This window comes from Winogradskyella sp., assembly GCF_965228925.1.
Taxonomy (GTDB): Bacteria; Bacteroidota; Bacteroidia; order Flavobacteriales; family Flavobacteriaceae; genus Winogradskyella.
The window spans coordinates 1,359,925-1,377,722 of sequence record NZ_OZ245845.1; the positions used below are offsets into that span (position 1 = coordinate 1,359,925).

The 17,798-nt window shown below is 38.3% G+C and carries 19 protein-coding genes and 1 tRNA gene; 11 read left to right on the plus strand and 9 right to left on the minus strand.

Features of this window, described 5'->3' with window-relative positions:
• Window positions 1–28: 28 nt before the first annotated feature.
• From ACO052_RS05725 to ACO052_RS05750, 6 genes are all read right to left on the minus strand, one after another.
• A complete protein-coding gene (locus ACO052_RS05725) occupies window positions 29–925 on the minus strand; it encodes a serine/threonine protein phosphatase (RefSeq protein WP_422107041.1) in 897 nt (298 codons plus the stop codon).
• Between the two features lie 18 nt (window positions 926–943).
• Window positions 944–1,639, minus strand: coding sequence for an SGNH/GDSL hydrolase family protein (locus tag ACO052_RS05730; protein WP_422107042.1), 696 nt, complete (start codon window positions 1,637–1,639; stop codon window positions 944–946).
• A gap of 79 nt (window positions 1,640–1,718) precedes the next feature.
• The gene (locus tag ACO052_RS05735; protein WP_422107043.1) at window positions 1,719–2,897 is read right to left on the minus strand and encodes an acyl-CoA dehydrogenase family protein; all 1,179 of its coding nucleotides are present in this window, start codon (window positions 2,895–2,897) and stop codon (window positions 1,719–1,721) included.
• A gap of 114 nt (window positions 2,898–3,011) precedes the next feature.
• Complete coding sequence (locus tag ACO052_RS05740; RefSeq protein ID WP_422107044.1) at window positions 3,012–3,725, minus strand: tRNA1(Val) (adenine(37)-N6)-methyltransferase; 714 nt, start codon at window positions 3,723–3,725, stop codon at window positions 3,012–3,014.
• 82 nt (window positions 3,726–3,807) lie between these two features.
• Window positions 3,808–4,332 carry a ribosome maturation factor RimM gene (rimM, locus tag ACO052_RS05745; RefSeq protein WP_422107045.1) on the minus strand — a complete coding sequence of 175 codons (525 nt, stop codon included), beginning with the start codon at window positions 4,330–4,332 and terminating at the stop codon, window positions 3,808–3,810.
• A 183-nt stretch (window positions 4,333–4,515) separates the two neighbouring features.
• Window positions 4,516–5,013, minus strand: coding sequence for a 30S ribosomal protein S16 (locus ACO052_RS05750; RefSeq protein ID WP_422107046.1), 498 nt, complete (start codon window positions 5,011–5,013; stop codon window positions 4,516–4,518).
• Between the two features lie 251 nt (window positions 5,014–5,264).
• On the opposite strand from ACO052_RS05750, the gene ACO052_RS05755 reads away from it, so the two are divergent.
• Window positions 5,265–5,765 (plus strand): DUF6252 family protein, encoded by a 501-nt coding sequence (locus tag ACO052_RS05755; protein WP_422107047.1) that lies wholly within the window; start codon window positions 5,265–5,267, stop codon window positions 5,763–5,765.
• A gap of 138 nt (window positions 5,766–5,903) precedes the next feature.
• A complete protein-coding gene (gene dnaE / locus ACO052_RS05760; protein ID WP_422107048.1) occupies window positions 5,904–10,292 on the plus strand; it encodes a DNA polymerase III subunit alpha in 4,389 nt (1,462 codons plus the stop codon).
• A gap of 11 nt (window positions 10,293–10,303) precedes the next feature.
• On the opposite strand, the gene ACO052_RS05765 is transcribed toward dnaE, so the two are convergent.
• Genes ACO052_RS05765 through ACO052_RS05775 form a run of 3 tightly spaced genes read right to left on the minus strand, consistent with a single transcriptional unit; the run spans window position 10,304 to window position 11,481 of the window.
• Entirely contained in the window at window positions 10,304–10,738 is a 435-nt protein-coding gene (locus ACO052_RS05765; protein ID WP_422107049.1) for a hypothetical protein, read from the minus strand.
• Window positions 10,731–11,060: an ArsR/SmtB family transcription factor gene (locus tag ACO052_RS05770; RefSeq protein WP_422107050.1), complete on the minus strand. Its 330-nt coding sequence runs from the start codon at window positions 11,058–11,060 to the stop codon at window positions 10,731–10,733. Before ACO052_RS05770 ends, ACO052_RS05765 begins: the two co-directional genes overlap by 8 nt.
• Window positions 11,050–11,481, minus strand: a complete 432-nt coding sequence (locus ACO052_RS05775) for an SRPBCC family protein (RefSeq protein ID WP_422107051.1) — start codon at window positions 11,479–11,481, stop codon at window positions 11,050–11,052. The genes ACO052_RS05770 and ACO052_RS05775 overlap by 11 nt, the downstream gene beginning before the upstream one ends.
• A gap of 357 nt (window positions 11,482–11,838) precedes the next feature.
• Here ACO052_RS05775 and trxA point away from each other — a divergent pair, with 357 nt between their 5' ends.
• The 9 genes from trxA (at window position 11,839) to ACO052_RS05820 (ending at window position 17,792) form a co-directional block, all read left to right on the plus strand.
• Window positions 11,839–12,156 (plus strand): thioredoxin, encoded by a 318-nt coding sequence (gene trxA, locus ACO052_RS05780; protein WP_422107052.1) that lies wholly within the window; start codon window positions 11,839–11,841, stop codon window positions 12,154–12,156.
• Between the two features lie 316 nt (window positions 12,157–12,472).
• The gene (locus tag ACO052_RS05785) at window positions 12,473–13,402 is read left to right on the plus strand and encodes a DUF58 domain-containing protein (RefSeq protein ID WP_422107053.1); all 930 of its coding nucleotides are present in this window, start codon (window positions 12,473–12,475) and stop codon (window positions 13,400–13,402) included.
• 75 nt (window positions 13,403–13,477) lie between these two features.
• Window positions 13,478–13,551: transfer RNA gene (locus ACO052_RS05790), tRNA-Asp, on the plus strand.
• Between the two features lie 548 nt (window positions 13,552–14,099).
• Window positions 14,100–14,663 carry a Crp/Fnr family transcriptional regulator gene (locus ACO052_RS05795; RefSeq protein ID WP_422107054.1) on the plus strand — a complete coding sequence of 188 codons (564 nt, stop codon included), beginning with the start codon at window positions 14,100–14,102 and terminating at the stop codon, window positions 14,661–14,663.
• A gap of 122 nt (window positions 14,664–14,785) precedes the next feature.
• Window positions 14,786–15,238 carry a carboxymuconolactone decarboxylase family protein gene (locus tag ACO052_RS05800; RefSeq protein WP_422107055.1) on the plus strand — a complete coding sequence of 151 codons (453 nt, stop codon included), beginning with the start codon at window positions 14,786–14,788 and terminating at the stop codon, window positions 15,236–15,238.
• 236 nt (window positions 15,239–15,474) lie between these two features.
• Window positions 15,475–15,891, plus strand: coding sequence for a DoxX family protein (locus tag ACO052_RS05805; RefSeq protein ID WP_422107056.1), 417 nt, complete (start codon window positions 15,475–15,477; stop codon window positions 15,889–15,891).
• Window positions 15,892–16,755, plus strand: a complete 864-nt coding sequence (locus ACO052_RS05810; RefSeq protein WP_422107057.1) for a hypothetical protein — start codon at window positions 15,892–15,894, stop codon at window positions 16,753–16,755.
• A 93-nt stretch (window positions 16,756–16,848) separates the two neighbouring features.
• Window positions 16,849–17,052, plus strand: a complete 204-nt coding sequence (locus ACO052_RS05815) for a tautomerase family protein (RefSeq protein ID WP_422107058.1) — start codon at window positions 16,849–16,851, stop codon at window positions 17,050–17,052.
• Entirely contained in the window at window positions 17,049–17,792 is a 744-nt protein-coding gene (locus ACO052_RS05820; protein WP_422107059.1) for an SDR family NAD(P)-dependent oxidoreductase, read from the plus strand. Before ACO052_RS05815 ends, ACO052_RS05820 begins: the two co-directional genes overlap by 4 nt.
• Window positions 17,793–17,798: the final 6 nt, after the last annotated feature.

Genomic DNA, 17,798 nt, shown 5'->3' on the forward strand with positions numbered 1-17,798 from the left:
GTAGAGCTGGCACCAGAATCTTAGAACGCTATTCGGTCTTATAGTCAATCAAAGATCTAGGCCCTTCAAGTAGTACCCTAACAATTTTCAAGACCCCATCATCTGTTGTAGCAATTTGCCATTTAATTAGCGAAATTTTTCCACCTTCAATTTCCAGGCCTGTTATGCTTCGCGGATGCACACAGCTCCCATCATTAAAAAAGGCGATATCGCCGGGTTCTGGAAAGCGCGGTCTATGCGTATGACCAGCAATGGTAAGGAGATTATTATGGTCCACAATCCATTTCTTGGTTCTGCGTTCTACCTTAATGAGTTCTTTGTAATTTTTTGCGGGACTGGTAGGGTCGGCAATACCCATTACATTTAAAGGTTTCCAAAGAATGCGCACCAAGAAACGACTCCATTTCCAAAATAGATAATTCCACCAATCAGCTTGATGACCATGACATAAGAACAATTCCTGGCCCGTTTCAGAATGTTTTAAAACTATGCCTTCGTGATATTTAATATCACAGAACAATTCTACGTCTTCACCAATTTTTGGGTCAAAGTAAGTGGATAGGTGCTTTTCCACATAATCTGCATGGCGATAGACCATGTCGTGGTTGCCCCATATCATATGCAAACGCCCTTCATCATGAAATTGTTTCATGAGGAGATATACATTTTTATGGGCATTGAGGATAGATTCAAACGACAGATTTTCCCAGAGTTCATCGCCATCACCAAGTTCACAATAACTAAAGCCTTCATTGTAATAATGCTTCAGGGCATGAAAATAGATGTTTCTATTATTGGCAAAATCGTCTGCAAAACTATTGTCGCCACGATGGCAGTCGCTGAACAAAATAAACTTTGACCTGTCATTAAACGGAATGCGTTGGGCATTCTTATAAGCGCGATCTAATCTCGATTTTGAAGACATAAATCGAATTTACACAAATTATTCCATTAAAATATCTAAGGCCAACGGAAGTAATTGCGTAACTAATGTTGAATAGGCTAACTCTGATGGATGTAAATTATCGGGTGCAAGAAGCTCTGGATTTGTTAGGCCAGCAAAGATTAAATTCTGAGCATCTATAAAACCATAATCGTTTTCCAAACAGTAGTTCTGAATGTAGGTGTTATATTCTGTAAGTTCTTCGGTTATAGTTGGCCCACCAAACGCTTGTCCAAAGCCCGTATTGGCATAATCTGGAATCGTGATAATGATGACATTAGCCTTATTTCCGCGCGCTAAGGTCGTAGCAGTATTGACAAGCTCTGGAAAATCTTCCTCAAACCATGAGAACGGCCTGTTCTGAAATTGATTGTTAACGCCAATTAATAAGGTCACTAAATCATAATTATTCGTCAGGGTTTCAGTGGCGATACCATCAATGAGATTCATTGTATTCCATCCTGTCTCGGCGATAACCTTGAGGTTAAAGATATCCTGGGTATTGAAACGCGTCTTTAAACTGTCCTTTAATTGTACGGGGTAGCCACAGGTTTCACAAACGCCTTCGCCTTTGGTATAGCTATCGCCTAGGGACAACATATTAAAAGTCCTTGGAATTGGAGGTGCATCGGTGTCATCAGGTTGACAGGCAAAGCAGATGATTCCCAATAGTACAATGAGCGCCTTCTTTTTCATAATTGTAAAGATACGACATCTCTAAAAACAAAAACATCGCTTTAAAAGCGATGCTTATATCTATGGCAGTGTAAACGGTTTATTTAAAAGCGTTCAAGCCTGTAATGTCGAGTCCAGTAATTAAAAGATGGATGTCGTGCGTACCTTCATAGGTAATGACACTTTCTAAGTTCATCATATGACGCATAATGCTATATTCACCAGTAATACCCATGCCTCCTAGGATTTGCCTTGCTTCTCTGGCAATGTTAATGGCCATTTCCACATTGTTGCGTTTCGCCATTGAGATCTGTGCAGATGAGGCTCTATTTTCATTTTTTAATTGTCCAAGACGGAATGCTAAAAGCTGGGCTTTGGTGATTTCCGTAATCATTTCTGCTAGTTTCTTTTGTTGAAGTTGAAAAGCGGCAATGGGTTTACCAAACTGAATACGTTCTTTGGCATAGCGTAAGGCCGTATCATAACAATCCATTGCTGCGCCAATGGCTCCCCAAGCGATACCGTACCGCGCTGAATCTAGACAGCCTAATGGAGCTCCTAAACCAGATTTGTTGGGTAGCAAGTTGTCTTTTGGTACTTTAACATCTTGGAAGATAAGCTCTCCAGTAGCTGAAGCTCTTAATGACCATTTATTATGGGTTTCCGGTGTTGAAAAACCTTCCATACCACGTTCTACTATCAAACCATGGATACGCCCCTCTTCATTTTTGGCCCAAACTACAGCAATATCGCAAAAAGGGGAATTACTAATCCAAAGTTTGGCACCATTTAGAAGATAATGACCTCCCATATCTTTATAATTGGTCGTCATACCTCCGGGATTACTACCATGATCGGGCTCAGTTAAGCCAAAAGAACCCATCCATTCTCCCGAAGCTAATTTTGGAAGGTATTTTTGGCGCTGTTCTTCAGACCCGTATTTCCAAATGGGGTACATCACTAAAGAGGATTGTACGGAAGCTGTACTACGGACCCCAGAATCACCGCGTTCTATTTCTTGCATAATTAAACCATAAGAAATTTGGTCTAAACCAGCTCCGCCATACGTTTCTGGGATATAGGGGCCAAAGGCTCCAATTTCTGCTAAGCCTCCTAGTATTGATTTAGGAAACTCTGCCTTCTGTGCGGCTTCTTCTATAATTGGTGAAACATCGCGCTTCACCCATTCTCTTGCGGCATCTCGCACTAATTTATGTTCTTCAGATAATAATTCGTCTAAATTATAATAATCTGGGGCTTCGAATAAATCTGGTTTCATTATCAAATGGTTTTAATATTTTGCAATTAAATCGTAACGGGCCACTAGGATTGTATTAAAATGCCCATTACGGGTTCAAAAGTAACGAAAACGTTTTCATTGCCCAACGAATCATTACATTTTCAAATAAAAATCTTTGGTGAGATTAATGTAAGCCTCAGTGTATTGATGTCTTTTGGTTTCAATAATTAATTCATCCTTCTGAATCTCAGTTTTATGAAATGAAAATTCGATGAGGCTGCGTTTAATTTCCGAATGAGGATGTCCTTTTATATGGAGGATGCGGTTTGGAAACAGTCCTGTTTTTGAAGCTAAATCCATAAAGTGGGCTTCTTCTTTTTTGGGAATCACCACAGAAAATAATCCGCTTTCAGAGAGCAAATTAGCGACAGCAAAAATTAAATGCTCAAAAGGCATAGCATCATTAAAACGTGCCAAATCCCTCGCCGTATCGGCTGTTTTATAATCTTCAGAATAGAATGGCGGATTACAAATAATGAGATCAAAGGTGTCATCTATTTCCTCAACAAACTCTAAAAGAGACGCATGGTAACAAAATAAGCGATCATTCCATGGAGAATTTTCAAAATTCTCAGCGCATTGCTCATAAGCATCAGCATCAATTTCGATAGCTTCTATCTGTTGGGCATCACTTTTTTGGGCGAGCATTAATGACAAAACTCCAGTACCAGCACCAATATCTAAAATGGAAAAAGGATGATTCCTAATAGATGTCCAAGCCCCAAGCAATACAGCATCTGTGCCTATTTTCATGGCACAGCGATCTTGGCTGACGGTGAATTGTTTGAATTTAAATGGCTTTTTCATTTTTGTCATGCTGAATTTATTTCAGCATCTCAAAGATCCGTTTGGCAAAGATTCTGAAACAAGTTCAGAATGACAAGTTTTACTAAAGATATAAATCAATCAACCCTTCTGGAGTGTTGACTTCAATACACTTATTTTCCCGATCGACCTTAACAATAAATTCGTCATTCATGGGGATAAGGATCTCTACGCCATTCCTATCCACTTCAAATAAGGCCTGTGCTGTAGAATCGTTAATCGCTTTGATAAGACCAACATCGCCATAGTTGATGTCTTTGATATTGAACCCGATGACTTCGTGATAATAAAACTTGTTGCCCTCTAATTTAGGGAGTAACTCTAAAGGTAAATACAGCTCGGATTTTAATAGGGCTTCCGCGTCAACTTCAGTATCTATATCTTCGAACTTAATGCGTAACAAATCGGATTTATGCAATTGCGAAGATTCAATAAAAAATGGGACGAGATGGCCTCTTAAGTCAATAAAAATAGCCTCTAAATTATCGTAAAGCTCGGGCTGGTCGGTATCTAGTTTAGCTAGGAGTTCACCCTTAAAGCTATACTTTTTTACAATCGTACCTAAATAAAAGCAATCTTCTTTTTTCATGACAAATTATTGATTGGTCTCCCCGTCCCGATAGCTATCGGGATGTTTCAGGATTTCATTATTGGCGTAAGATCATGCTCAAAGCAGGATTTGTTCAATCACGCATTTTGACGACGCAAAATACAATTTCACAAAAAAACCCAGACACGTAGGTCTGGGTTAAACGTCTTAAAAATAAATAGTTTATTCTTCTTCGTTAGAAGCAGTAACCTCTTCGGCAACTTCTTCAACTACTGGCGCAGCTGCTGCGATACGCGCTTCATTAACCGCTTTTTCAGCTTCTAATGCTTGAGCTTTAGCTTCGGCATCTGCTTTAGATAAACCATCAGCTTTTGCTTGAATTTTGGCTGCTTTTTCTTCTAACCAAGCGTTGAATTTTGCTTCCGCTTGTTCTTCAGTCAAAGCGCCTTTTGCAACACCACCAGCTAAATGCTTTTTCAATAAAGCTCCTTTGTAAGATAGAATAGCTCTAGCTGTATCGGTAGGTTGTGCACCATTTTGTAACCATTTTACAGCTCCGTCAACATCTAAATCAATGGTTGCAGGATTGGTGTTTGGGTTGTAAGCACCTAGTTTTTCTAAGTATTTACCATCTCTTTTAGCGCGAGAGTCCGCTGCGACGATCCAGTAATAAGGTTTTCCTTTTTTACCGTGTCTTTGTAATCTAATTTTAACAGGCATAATAATTAATTAGTGAGGTTCTCGACCTCTGTTATTAATGAGTGCCTTTCTGACATTTTATGTAAGGTCATTAAGGCGGGCGCAAAGATAGTGTAATTTTTTAATTATTAGACTTTTTTGTTGTTTTTAACTGAAAGATTTACACATTAACCAAAAGAAGAAATTCATTTGAGCCTAGTATCAAAAAATATTATACTTTTGGAAATCTTGTTTCGTTATAATAGAAACGAAGATCAATTAGTATAGATGCAATGAAAAAACTAATCCTCTTTTCCTTTATTATTTTAACACTGTTGGGCTGTGGTGACGAAGTTCGATTTAATACGCCAGCGATGCAGGCCAATCGCGAAGGTGTCACTTGGAGAGCAGACTATTTTGCGGCAGATATCGATTTTGGTGGATTCCTTATAGAAGGAGGGTCTGGACCTGAGGTGTTGCAGTTGGTTACACCTACTGATGGGCCAGGAGTTTATAGTTTGGGAAATGGTAGTAGTGCCGTTGCTATATTTAGGGATTTTGATGGGACGGTTTATTCCACAAACAACATCCCTGATCCAAGTGTTACGATATATCCAGTAGAAGGAACCATCAATGTTCAGGAAGTTGATACCGGCGCCAACCCTATTGTTATTAGTGGGGAATTTAATTTTACAGCGTTTTCAGCAGATGGACTTCGATCGGTCAATTTTATTGGCGGTGTCTTTAATCGTATTCCTCTTGATGGCGGTTTAGAGGTCATTACTACAAATTAGTACAATCTTCAATTAGAATACTATCGGCACTGTATTAAAACAGTGCTTTTTTGTTTACAACTGTTTATAACTTTAGTTTATTAAAGTACTGAGATTTCTTATTTTTAAAGTTCCGATTTTTTACATCAAAAACACTTTATGTATTTAATATTTGATACTGAAACCACGGGTTTGCCAAAGCGTTGGGATGCCCCTATTACAGATACAGAGAACTGGCCTAGAGCTATTCAAATCGCATGGCAGTTACACGACGCTATGGGGAATTGTATTGAACATCAAGACTATTTAATACAGCCAGAAGGGTTTAATATTCCCTATGATGCCGAAAAGGTTCATGGTATTTCGACCGAATTGGCACAAGAGCAGGGTGTGCCTTTGGCAACGGTTTTAGATAAGTTCAACAAGGCTTTATCCAAGACCAAATTTGTGGTTGGTCAAAACGTAAAGTTCGATTTAAACATCATGGGCGCTGAGTTTGTGCGTGAGGCAATTGCCAATCCGCTCCAAGAATTACCAGTTTTGGATACCTGTACAGAGCATACAGCAACCTTGTGTAAAATACCGGGTGGACGTGGAGGCAAATTCAAGTTGCCCACATTAACGGAATTACACGAGTTTTTGTTCGATCAACCCTTTGCTGAAGCGCATAATGCTACAGCGGATGTTGAAGCGACGACACGTTGCTTTTTGGAATTAATCCGAAGAAAAGAGTACACTAAAGAAGAACTTGATGTACAGCCCGATTATTTCGAGAGGTTTTCTGAAGAACATCCCAACGAAATTCAACTCATAGGGCTTAAACATATCAATCTAAAGCGCGAAAGCGCCAAGATTAATGAACGACTTCGAAAAGAGCAATCTACGGAACCCGTTGCCACCGAAATAAATAAGGCCGCAGCATCGAAATTGGCAGATGTAGATTTTGTGCATCTTCATAATCATTCCCAATTTTCGATACTACAATCGACAATCAGTATTAGTGATTTGGTTACAGCGGCAGTGAAAGAAGATATGCCGGCAGTGGCCTTGACGGATCACGGGAATATGATGGGAGCCTTTCATTTTGTACAGGCTGTTTCTAACCATAATAAGTCGGTCAAGGCGCAACATGCGGAAGCCGAAGCCAATGGAGAAGAGAAGAAAGGTCAAGTCATTAAACCCATTATTGGTTGTGAGTTTTTTGTTTGCGAAAACCATCAGGATAGAACCCGAAAGGATAATGGCTATCAAATTGTACTCTTGGCAAAGAACAAAAAGGGCTATCACCATTTGGCCAAGCTGTCTTCGGTTGCATTTACTGAAGGTTTTTACTACGTGCCGCGAATTGATAAAGCTCTCATTGAGCGCTATAAGGAAGACCTTATTTGTTTAACTGGAAATCTCTATGGCGAAGTCCCAAGTAAGGTTCTGAATGTCGGGGAAAACCAAGCTGAAGAAGCCTTGCTGTGGTGGAAAGCTACCTTTGGTGAGGACTTGTATATTGAGTTAATGCGTCATAATCAGGAGGATGAAAATCGTGTCAATCAAGTCCTAATACAGTTTGCAAGGAAACACGATGTAAAATTGGTCGCCACCAATAATACCTATTATGTAGAGCAAGACAATGCCAATGCCCATGATATTCTACTCTGTGTTAAAGATGGTGAAAAGCAAGCCACACCCATAGGCCGTGGTCGAGGTTATCGTTATGGCTTACCCAACCAAGAATACTATTTTAAGTCCTCGGAAGAGATGAAGGCCTTATTTAGGGATGTTCCGGAAGCCATTATTAATACGCAAGAGGTTGTTGATAAAATTGAACCTTTTGAATTGGCCCGTGATGTATTATTGCCAGCCTTTGATATCCCTAACGAATTTAAAGACGAACGCGATGAAGATGATGGGGGAAAGCGTGGCGAAAATGCCTATCTGAGGCATTTAACCTACGAAGGTGCCAAAAAGCGTTATGGAGAGATTACTGCAGAAATAAAAGAACGCCTCGATTTTGAGCTGAGTGTTATTGAAAATACAGGATATCCGGGTTATTTTTTAATTGTCGAAGATTTTATTCGCGAAGCGCGAAATATGGATGTGTCTGTAGGGCCAGGTCGTGGCTCGGCTGCAGGTTCTGTAGTTGCCTATTGCCTTTGGATTACCAATATAGATCCTATAAAATACGATTTGCTATTTGAGCGTTTTCTGAATCCAGACCGTGTGAGTATGCCGGATATCGATATCGATTTTGATGATGAAGGACGTGGACGGGTTATGCAGTATGTGATTGATAAATATGGCGCGAATCAAGTGGCACAGATTATTACCTATGGTACAATGGCGGCCAAGTCCTCCATTAGGGATACGGCTCGCGTTTTAGACCTACCGCTTAACGAAGCTGACCATATTGCCAAGTTGATTCCGAATATGTCCAAACTTGGGAAAATTTTTGGCAAGAGTGAAAAGGAGCTCGCCCAAAAATTTAGACAGGAAGAACTGGAAAAAGTCAACCAGTTACTCAATATTTCAGAAGGTGAGGATTTACAGGCAGAAACGGTAAACCAGGCTAGGGTCTTAGAAGGTTCGGTGCGTAATACAGGGATTCATGCCTGTGGGGTTATCATTACACCTGGTGATATTACGAATTATGTGCCTGTTGCTACGGCTAAGGATTCCGATTTATATGTCACCCAATTTGATAACTCTGTTGTAGAAAGTGCAGGCTTGTTAAAAATGGATTTCTTAGGCTTAAAGACCTTGACTTTAATAAAGGATACCGTAAAAATTGTAAAAGCTAAGCATGGCATTCAACTCGATCCGGAAAACTTTCCCTTAGATGACGAAAAAACCTATGAGCTTTTCCAGAGAGGTGAGACCGTCGGGATTTTTCAGTACGAATCTCCGGGGATGCAAAAACATATGAAACATTTAAAGCCTACGGTTTTTGATGATTTAATCGCTATGAACGCACTTTATCGTCCAGGGCCTATGGAATATATTCCAAGTTTCATTAATCGTAAGCACGGTAAGGAAGAGATCCTCTACGATTTACCCGAGATGGAGGAATACCTCAAGGAAACCTATGGGATTACCGTATATCAAGAGCAGGTGATGTTGCTGTCCCAAAAGCTAGCAGATTTCACCAAGGGTGAAGCGGATGTACTCCGTAAGGCGATGGGTAAAAAGCAGAAAGCGGTTTTGGATAAGATGAAGCCTAAATTCATCGATCAGGCAGCAGCCAAGGGGATGGATAAGGATAAATTAGAAAAGATATGGAAAGATTGGGAGGCCTTTGCGAGTTATGCGTTTAACAAATCGCATTCCACCTGTTATGCCTGGATTGCATATCAGACTGCCTATTTAAAAGCGCACTACCCTGCAGAATATATGGCAGCCGTATTGTCTAACAATATGAGTGATATAAAACAGGTCACTTTCTTTATGGAAGAGTGCAAGCGTATGCGTTTATCCGTTTTAGGACCGGATGTCAATGAGAGTTACTATAAGTTTTCCGTAAATAAAGACAATGCTGTACGCTTTGGAATGGGAGCTATTAAAGGTGTAGGCCATGGTGCTGTTAAGACCATTGTTGAAAACAGGAAGGAAGATGGGCATTATAAGTCCATTTTCGATTTGGCAAAGCGCGTGGACCTAAGGGCTGCTAACAAAAAATCCTTCGAAGGTTTGGCTAATGCCGGAGGTTTTGATTGTTTTAAAGAGACCCATCGCGCACAGTATTTTTCGCACGACGGGGATAATGTTACGTTTTTGGAGAAAGCCATGCGTTATGGTTCTAAATATCAAGATAATGAAAATTCGGCTCAGGTGAGTTTATTCGGCAATACTAGCGAAGTCCAGATTCCAGAGCCCCAAGTACCACCATGCGAGGAGTGGGGTACCATGGAAAAATTGTCGAGGGAAAGAGAAGTGGTCGGGATTTATATTTCGGGCCATCCACTCGATGATTTTAAGATTGAAATGAAAACCTTTTGCAACGGTACGGTTTCGGTATTTAATGATTTGCAAACTATAGTCAATAGGGAAGTCACCTTTGGAGGTGTGGTAACGGATATACAACATCGCGTCAGTAAACAAGGGAAAGGCTGGGCTGCATTTACCATAGAAGATTATACCGATAGTTATGAGTTTAGAGTCTTCGGTGAGGACTATCTAAAATTTAGGCATTTCTTGGTACAGAATTCTTTTGTGTATGTGCGGGCCTTTGTCAAAGAGGGCTGGGTGAATCGTGATACGGGGCAAAAAGGAGAACCGCGTATTCAGTTCAATAATTTTCAATTGCTACACGATGTGATGGATACCTATGCAAAAAAACTGTCCATTCAATTAAATATTGAGGATTTGGCACAGGATAAGATTGTTGAATTACAGGATATGTTTCGATTGCACCAGGGTAACCATGCCCTGAATTTTGTGGTGTACGACAATGAAGATAAGTTAAAGCTGAACATGCCAAGCCGAAAACAAAAAGTCAAAATTTCTCAAGAATTATTATACGAGTTAGGAGAAATGGACGTGATGTATAAGTTGAATTAAGACGGCTGGTTTTAAGTTATTTCAAGGTGGGTTTTTAAGTGCTCTACAATGAACTTATCCCAAGTCTTGGAGCAAACTTCATAGCATTGTAATTCCGGAGTCAAACCAACTTGATGAAAATCGATTAGGGTTTGGTCGCCATCTTGAGTAATCGACCAGTGTAGGACATGACCAATCCATTCTTTGTTAAACTCAGGTTCACCGTCTATACATTTCCATATGAGTTCGGAGTGTGGAGTAAACTCCAGAATTTTAAAGGTCCACCAATAGCCATTTTCGAAATGAATGGTAAACTGACCTCCTTGTTTTTGAAGGGATGCACTTGTTTTGGACCACCATAAATGAATGTTTTCGGTTAGTGCCCTAAAAGCAGTCTCAGCGGTTGAAGTCACTTTAATTTGCTGTCGGTAATCCAAGTGTGAAAGGTTATTATTAGTGCTAAGCATCTTTATTCTTATTTAAGTAGTTATCTAGATTATCTAGAGAATCATCCCAGAATTGGGAGTAGAATTGCATCCATTTATTAATGGCCTTAAGCGGTTTAGGATCCGCAAAACAAAAACGGTTACGGCCTTCTTCCGTCATGCTGACTAATCCAGCATCATTGAGTATTTTAATATGCTTGGTCACCCCTTGCCGACTCATATCGAATTGATCGGAAATTTGAGTAATGGAAAGTGCTGAGGTGGCGATGACCAAGGCGTGAAATATCTCACGCCTTGTCGGATCTGCAATCGCTTTAAATAGTTTGGTGATATTATCCTGCATTCACTTCTTCTTTTAAATATACCGTTAGTAAGTTTATGCAATTGTCCCAACCACCGTTAAAGCTATTAAACATTTCAATGGCGGTCTCACCAGCATAGTTTTCAATGCCCGAATGCTCTAAATATAGTTTTGTGCCATTTTCTATGGATTCTAGTGTCCAGGAAACTGTCGTTTCTACTTTGGTATCAGCAACAATCCATGTATAGACTAATCTATAGGGATTGGCTTCTTTTACAGTACCACTTATGGTTGTACAGCCCTTCTCATTAGGGGCTGAAGTAAAAAGGTATTGGTACCCTTTTTCGGCTTTAAAGTCAGCTTGAATAAACCAAGCTGAAATTTCTTCGGCCTTTGTAATCGCTTTCCAAACCTGATCGATGGCATGGTGAAATACTTTTTCTTTTGTGATTGTTTTAGTCATAATGTTCGTTTTCTTTGGTTCACCGAAGCTTTGCCTATTTCGTCGAAGTACTTGCTACGAAGGCTGAAAGCGAGGATGAATAGATTTATATGCAACTTTACGGTTGCTAATATAGTTAAAAATTTTTAATAAGCAACTATTTGGTTGCATAATTTATTTTGAGTGTCCTTTTTGATCCTGATTCCGATAGCTATCGGGACTATGGCAACTCTTGGAGCCATAGGGCTACGTTCAAAAAAGTATATATTTAGCCAATGTATCTATAGTCAAATCAAATACTGCCTTCGTAAGGTTTGGCATTTTTTTTGACTAATATTGCATATTAAACAGAAGTAGAATACATAAAACTTATATATTATGGCATTAGAAATAACAGATGCAACGTTTGAAGAAACGGTATTAAAAAGTGATAAGCCAGTTATGGTGGATTTTTGGGCGGCTTGGTGTGGGCCATGTCGTATGGTAGGACCTATCATTGACGAAATAAGCAGTGAGTACGAAGGTAAGGCCGTTGTTGGAAAGGTTGATGTGGACGCCAATCAAGAATTTGCTGCTAAGTACGGTGTTAGAAACATCCCTACGGTATTGGTATTCCAAAATGGTGAAGTTGTGGGACGTCAAGTTGGTGTAGCACCAAAAAATGCTTATGCAGACGCCATCGACGCGCTATTATAATAGACTCTCTAAAAGAAATGATAAAAGGTTTGCCATTACGGCAAACCTTTTTTAGTTTGTACTCGTAATAGTTTTGGCGTTACCCTCTTTCGCTTTAGGCTTCAGAGTGTCGCGCTTTCCACTATATCTTTTTTGCTTTTGGCTTTGCATTAGCCCTAGTTACCAAACAAAAAAGGATGCCGTTGCAATCGCTAACGCACTTATCAATGGCAATTGCGTAATATTCTAGTTTTAGAATGCTACGTTTGCGTTTTTGAAACAGAGAATTAAAATAAGTAGAAGTTCCTTCCCTCTGGGAAGGTTAGGATGGGCCTTTATGGATATACAATTAGAACTTAATAAAGCAGGGGGTTTTAAAAACCTAGAGTTATTGGCAAGGCAAGTGGTCGAAGGCTTTATTGCTGGGATGCACAAAAGCCCTTTTCATGGATTTTCGGCAGAATTTGCCGAACATAAGATTTACAATCAAGGAGAGAGTACCAAACACATCGATTGGAAGCTCTTTGCCAAAACGGATCGTTTATATACCAAGCGCTATGATGAGGAAACGAATTTGAGATGTCATTTGATATTGGACAATAGCGCCTCTATGCACTATCCCAAATCTGCTGGGACCTCTATAGACAACTTAAATAAATCTGCCTTTTCGGCTTTGGCCTGTGCCTCGCTCATGCATATTTTAAAAAAACAACGCGATGCGGTTGGACTAAGTATTTATAGTGACAACTATGATTTTTATGCCCCTGAAAAAGGCAGCGAGCGACATCATCAGATGTTGTTGAGTAAGCTCAGTGACGCGGTTGTATCCAAACCCGATTCCAAGACCACAGAAACCTATACATATTTACACCAAATTGCCGAGAAAATCCATCGACGATCTTTAATCTTTGTATTTAGCGATATGTTCCAGACCTCAGAACGCGATGAGAAACTGTTTGAAGCCCTTCGTCATTTAAAGCATAATAAACATGAGGTGATATTGTTTCATGTATTTGATAAATCCAAGGAACTGAACTTTGATTTTGACAATAGACCCAAGCGGTTTATCGATGTTGAAACAGGAGAGCATATCAATTTGTATCCAGATACGATCAAGGAGAACTATGAAAATGCCGTACGTGACTATTTCGATAATTTACGATTAAAATGTGGTCAATACCGTATAAAATATGTAGAGGCCGACATTAGGCAAGGCTTTAATCATATTTTGACGACCTATATGATAGAGCGCCAAAAATTTGTTTGAGCGTGTTAAGATTTTTTTCTTTTTTGTTTGCGGAATTAAAAATGCAGTGTATATTTGCCCTCGCTATAATGCAACGGTCTGGTAGTTCAGTTGGTTAGAATATCTGCCTGTCACGCAGGGGGTCGCGGGTTCGAGTCCCGTCCAGACCGCAGAGTAAGAAATCCTTTTCACGCTAGTGAAAGGGATTTTTTTATGGTCAGAACTCAAACTAGTTTGAATCCCGTCCAGACCGCAAAATTAACACTTAATCACTTAGAAATCAATATGATAACTAAGTGATTTTTTTATTCTATAACGATTTCAGTACAATGTTCGTATAATTAATTGATATTGAGATGATTGTCTGTCTTCTTTCAAATTCTTTAAACGGTTGATTTGTCAATAATAATAAGAGGATACTAATTTGGTATTAGGGGGGTGTCTTAACATTTTTAATAATCGTTACCGCAATAAAATAAATCAAAATCACTGTATTTTTTAAAGGAATCATTACAAAAATCGTTAAAGATTATGAGGTAGTGACATGTAACTTACTAATATTCTGAAAGTAAGATGGGGGTATAAACAGTCTTGCATAGACGCTTGCTAGAGTAATTTCTGATAGCTTCTTTTGCCCACAATTATGTTTACAATAAATTGTATAAATTTAAGATTCAAAATGTAACTGAGCACATTACCTTTATTATCTACTAAACAGATGAAACATATATTAAGGCAACATATCGAAGAAATTATTAGTCTTACTGATGAGGAATTCGATTTTGTATTAAGCCATTTTGAACCTTTAAAAAAAAGAAAACATCAATATTTAGTGCAAGAAGGTGAAATCGTAAAAAAAGAGTTTTGGATAACCAAAGGATGCGTAAAAAGCTACTTTCTTGATGAAAACGGCAAAGAGCATATTTTACGTTTTGCTATGGAGCATTGGTGGATTACAGACTATGAATCTTTTGTAAAACAAATTCCTTCAAAAATATATATTGATTGTTTAGAAGATTGTGAGTTTTTGTATATCTCCTTTGAAAACAGAGATAAGCTCACCGCTCAAATGCATAAAATGGAGCGTTTTTGGGCTAAAAAAAGTAAGTTTGGTCGCATTGCGCTACAAAGAAGAATACTCTCACTTTTAAAAAATTCAGCCAAAGAACGATATGATTTACTGCTGGAACAATACCCTCTGCTTTTTCAAAGAGTACCTAAAAAGCTAATAGCTTCCTACTTGGGAGTTTCGAGAGAGACATTAAGTAGGCTAGGGCCATAATTTAGTTTCCAAATTATTATTCCTCAACAATGTGATTTACATCACTACAAATTAGTGATATTTCTCCTCAAAAAAACATGTAATTCACCCCAATTTTGTTCCGAATTTAAAAAGAAATAATAATGGAACGAATATCATTTACGGAAATCCCTCAACAAATAATTGGAAAATTACTTGATTTAGAAAATGTCATCAACAATTCGGGAATTAATTTGAAATTGTTAGAATTAATGCGTTTAAGGGTTGCCCAAATCAATGGATGCGCTTATTGTGTTGATATGCATCATAAAGAACTAAAAAGCCTTGATGAAACAGACCTTCGGCTATCCTCACTACTAGTTTGGGAAGAGACTAATTATTTTTCTGACAAAGAAAAAGCCGTTTTACATTTTGCCGAGATTCTCACAAGACTGAACGGAAAGCCAGTTTCAGACAACGATTATGAAGTCATTAAAAATCATTTTAAAAATAACGAAATCGTAATTTTAACCTTGGCAATTGCCCAGATAAACACGTGGACACGGCTAATGAAAACTTTTCAAATTGAACCAGGAAATTATAAAGTAAGCAGATAAGTACTGCTTTCGGTATAGTATAAGAGCAATAACGGTTTGAGTTCCTCTCAAGCCGTTATTTAATTTATATAAAGTATACGATTATCTTGAGTAGTCTCTAAAAATCTATTACTACTAATGTCACTGAAAGTGTTATGGTAAATGTGATATACATCACTATAATGTAGTGACTTAAGTCCTTTTTATCCTTTTCTATTCATCACAACTTTGTAGTCTAAATTTTAAACTATAAAGACATGAAAACAATCGAAAAAAACACAGATTTCGGAATTTTAGTTCTTAGGGTATTAGTTGCTGGACTTCTAATATTTCACGGAATTGACAACTTTTTAAGTGGATATTCATTCATTAAAAGTATGATGGCTCAATCTGGCTTGCCAGAATTTATGAGCTATGGGGCATTTATTGGTGAAATTATTGCACCCATATTGATAATCTTAGGATATAAGGTACGCCTTGCTTCCCTATTTGTTGCCCTAACAATGCTAATTGCTATTCTCACAACACATGCTGAGGAAATACTTGCACTCAACCAATTTGGTGGGTGGGCAATTGAACTACAGGCATTTTATTTATTTGGTGCTCTCGCGATTTTCTTTACTGGTAGTGGAAAATATGCTTTCAGCAATAAGAAAGCATTAAGCATTGGATAAATGTTACATTTTAGAAGCATAACTTTTTCTAGAAAGTTAACTATTCTAATAGTGATGTTTAGTGCTATTGGTCTTCCGGCACAAATTGAAAATATACCAATCAATGAGGAGGTCATTGTAGATAGACTTTACGCTGGCCTCCTTTCTAATAACGATCTTTCTGTTAATACCAACAATCTTGAGAACATTTCTTCTGTTCAATTTGGCACTAGAGTGCGCACAATATTGATACCAGGAATATTTCAGATAAGAGCATTTGGTGTTTTTAAAAAATCTGGAAGTAATGAAACTCAATTTTTTAAAAGCTATGAAGGTATTTTTACGCCTAATGAAAATACATCCATTCATTTCGGTGTTATGGCAACACCAACTACTGAATTAAGACCAAATCCTACGACATGGGAAAGCCAAATAGAAACCAACGCCGAAAAGACTATTATTGGCGGAAGGACTGGGATAAAAGTAAATTACAACTTCAGTAAAAATTTAATTATAAGTTATGGTTTACATAACCATGATGATAATGTTGGGCAACATTTAAAAGTACGATATAAACAGTTTACTTTTTCTTCTTTTATAGAACGACATCATCTATTTTTCGTAGCAAAATGGAAGTTCAACCAAGGTAGTATTTTAACTACTACTTCTAAAGAAAAAGTAGCTTTTTCTTCTGTAATTCCAATGGGGTCAGACTATAAGATATATGCTGATTTAGAACATGATAAACAACTACAAAAGCTGTCCTATTTAGAGCTAGGTTTAAGAAAGCTCTTTTCTAACGATGGTCTCATAAAAGGTTTTATTTCCGTTAGCTACAATAATCAATCAAAAAGTATACAGGGAGGCCTCTTCCTTCATATTTAATGTGACATATATCACACCAAAGTAGTGACATACATCCTTAGAATTATTTAGCATCCACAAGAACTTTGTCCTATTAATTTAAAAGTATAAAAAATGCCTTATGTAAACATCAAAGTTACCGACGAACAGGTAACCAAAGCACAAAAACGTCAGCTGATTGAAGGCACAACGCAGTTGTTGGTAGACGTATTAAACAAGAACCCAAAAACCACACATGTGGTTATTGAAGAAATCCCTATTGATAATTGGGGAGTTGATGCAAAACAATATTCAAATTCAAACAAATTTAAATCATGAAAAACAAAACCGTAATTATTACAGGAGCCTCAACAGGCATAGGAAAAGCCATTGCTGCTTACTTTATTAACAGAGAGAGTAACGTCGTAATGAACTCTTCAAACGAGGATAATTTAAAGAAAGCCTATAAACGGTTTGGCTCACCTGCTAACGCCATTTATTTTGCAGGAGATATTAGCAATCAAAGTACAGGAAAAAAATTAGTGCGATTAGCTAAGGAAACATTCAATTCAGTAGATGTACTCGTTAACAATGCTGGGGTATTTGCACCAAAATCATTTTTGGATGTACAGGAAGCCGACTTAGAGTTCTATTGGAATATTAACCTCAAAGGTACCTATTTTACATCTCAAGCAGCAATAGCTGAAATGCTGAAACAGCAAGGCGGTTCTATAATTAATATCGGAACTGTATTGGTAGACCATGCTATTGGTGGTTTTCCGGCAACGGCACCTATAGCTAGCAAAGGTGCAATTCATTCGTTAACAAGACAATTGGCAGCAGAATTTGGCAAGAACAACATTAAAGTAAATACCATTGCCCCTGGGATTGTTAGAAGCCCATTGCAAGGAAAAATGGGTATTGAAGATGCAGACAGTTTAGCGGGGTTACATTTATTAAACCGTATAGGAGAAGCAGATGAAATTGCTGAGGCCGCATATTATTTAGCATCATCTGAATTTATTACTGGAGAAACTATTAATGTGGCGGGAGGTCACACCGTTGGACACAACATTTAAAAATCA

Excerpts from the sequence above, each read along its gene's own strand:
- ACO052_RS05730 (WP_422107042.1), bottom strand. The coding sequence starts at position 1,639 with ATGAAAAAGAAGGCGCTCATTGTACTATTGGGAATCATCTGCTTTGCC.
- ACO052_RS05765 (WP_422107049.1), bottom strand. The coding sequence starts at position 10,738 with ATGCTTAGCACTAATAATAACCTTTCACACTTGGATTACCGACAGCAA.
- ACO052_RS05755 (WP_422107047.1), top strand. The coding sequence starts at position 5,265 with ATGAAAAAACTAATCCTCTTTTCCTTTATTATTTTAACACTGTTGGGC.
- ACO052_RS05750 (WP_422107046.1), bottom strand. The coding sequence starts at position 5,013 with ATGCCTGTTAAAATTAGATTACAAAGACACGGTAAAAAAGGAAAACCT.
- ACO052_RS05775 (WP_422107051.1), bottom strand. The coding sequence starts at position 11,481 with ATGACTAAAACAATCACAAAAGAAAAAGTATTTCACCATGCCATCGAT.
- ACO052_RS05815 (WP_422107058.1), top strand. The coding sequence starts at position 16,849 with ATGCCTTATGTAAACATCAAAGTTACCGACGAACAGGTAACCAAAGCA.
- ACO052_RS05820 (WP_422107059.1), top strand. The coding sequence starts at position 17,049 with ATGAAAAACAAAACCGTAATTATTACAGGAGCCTCAACAGGCATAGGA.
- dnaE (WP_422107048.1), top strand. The coding sequence starts at position 5,904 with ATGTATTTAATATTTGATACTGAAACCACGGGTTTGCCAAAGCGTTGG.
- rimM (WP_422107045.1), bottom strand. The coding sequence starts at position 4,332 with ATGAAAAAAGAAGATTGCTTTTATTTAGGTACGATTGTAAAAAAGTAT.
- ACO052_RS05770 (WP_422107050.1), bottom strand. The coding sequence starts at position 11,060 with ATGCAGGATAATATCACCAAACTATTTAAAGCGATTGCAGATCCGACA.
- ACO052_RS05795 (WP_422107054.1), top strand. The coding sequence starts at position 14,100 with ATGAAACATATATTAAGGCAACATATCGAAGAAATTATTAGTCTTACT.
- ACO052_RS05785 (WP_422107053.1), top strand. The coding sequence starts at position 12,473 with ATGGATATACAATTAGAACTTAATAAAGCAGGGGGTTTTAAAAACCTA.
- ACO052_RS05805 (WP_422107056.1), top strand. The coding sequence starts at position 15,475 with ATGAAAACAATCGAAAAAAACACAGATTTCGGAATTTTAGTTCTTAGG.
- ACO052_RS05810 (WP_422107057.1), top strand. The coding sequence starts at position 15,892 with ATGTTACATTTTAGAAGCATAACTTTTTCTAGAAAGTTAACTATTCTA.
- ACO052_RS05725 (WP_422107041.1), bottom strand. The coding sequence starts at position 925 with ATGTCTTCAAAATCGAGATTAGATCGCGCTTATAAGAATGCCCAACGC.
- trxA (WP_422107052.1), top strand. The coding sequence starts at position 11,839 with ATGGCATTAGAAATAACAGATGCAACGTTTGAAGAAACGGTATTAAAA.
- ACO052_RS05740 (WP_422107044.1), bottom strand. The coding sequence starts at position 3,725 with ATGAAAAAGCCATTTAAATTCAAACAATTCACCGTCAGCCAAGATCGC.
- ACO052_RS05735 (WP_422107043.1), bottom strand. The coding sequence starts at position 2,897 with ATGAAACCAGATTTATTCGAAGCCCCAGATTATTATAATTTAGACGAA.
- ACO052_RS05800 (WP_422107055.1), top strand. The coding sequence starts at position 14,786 with ATGGAACGAATATCATTTACGGAAATCCCTCAACAAATAATTGGAAAA.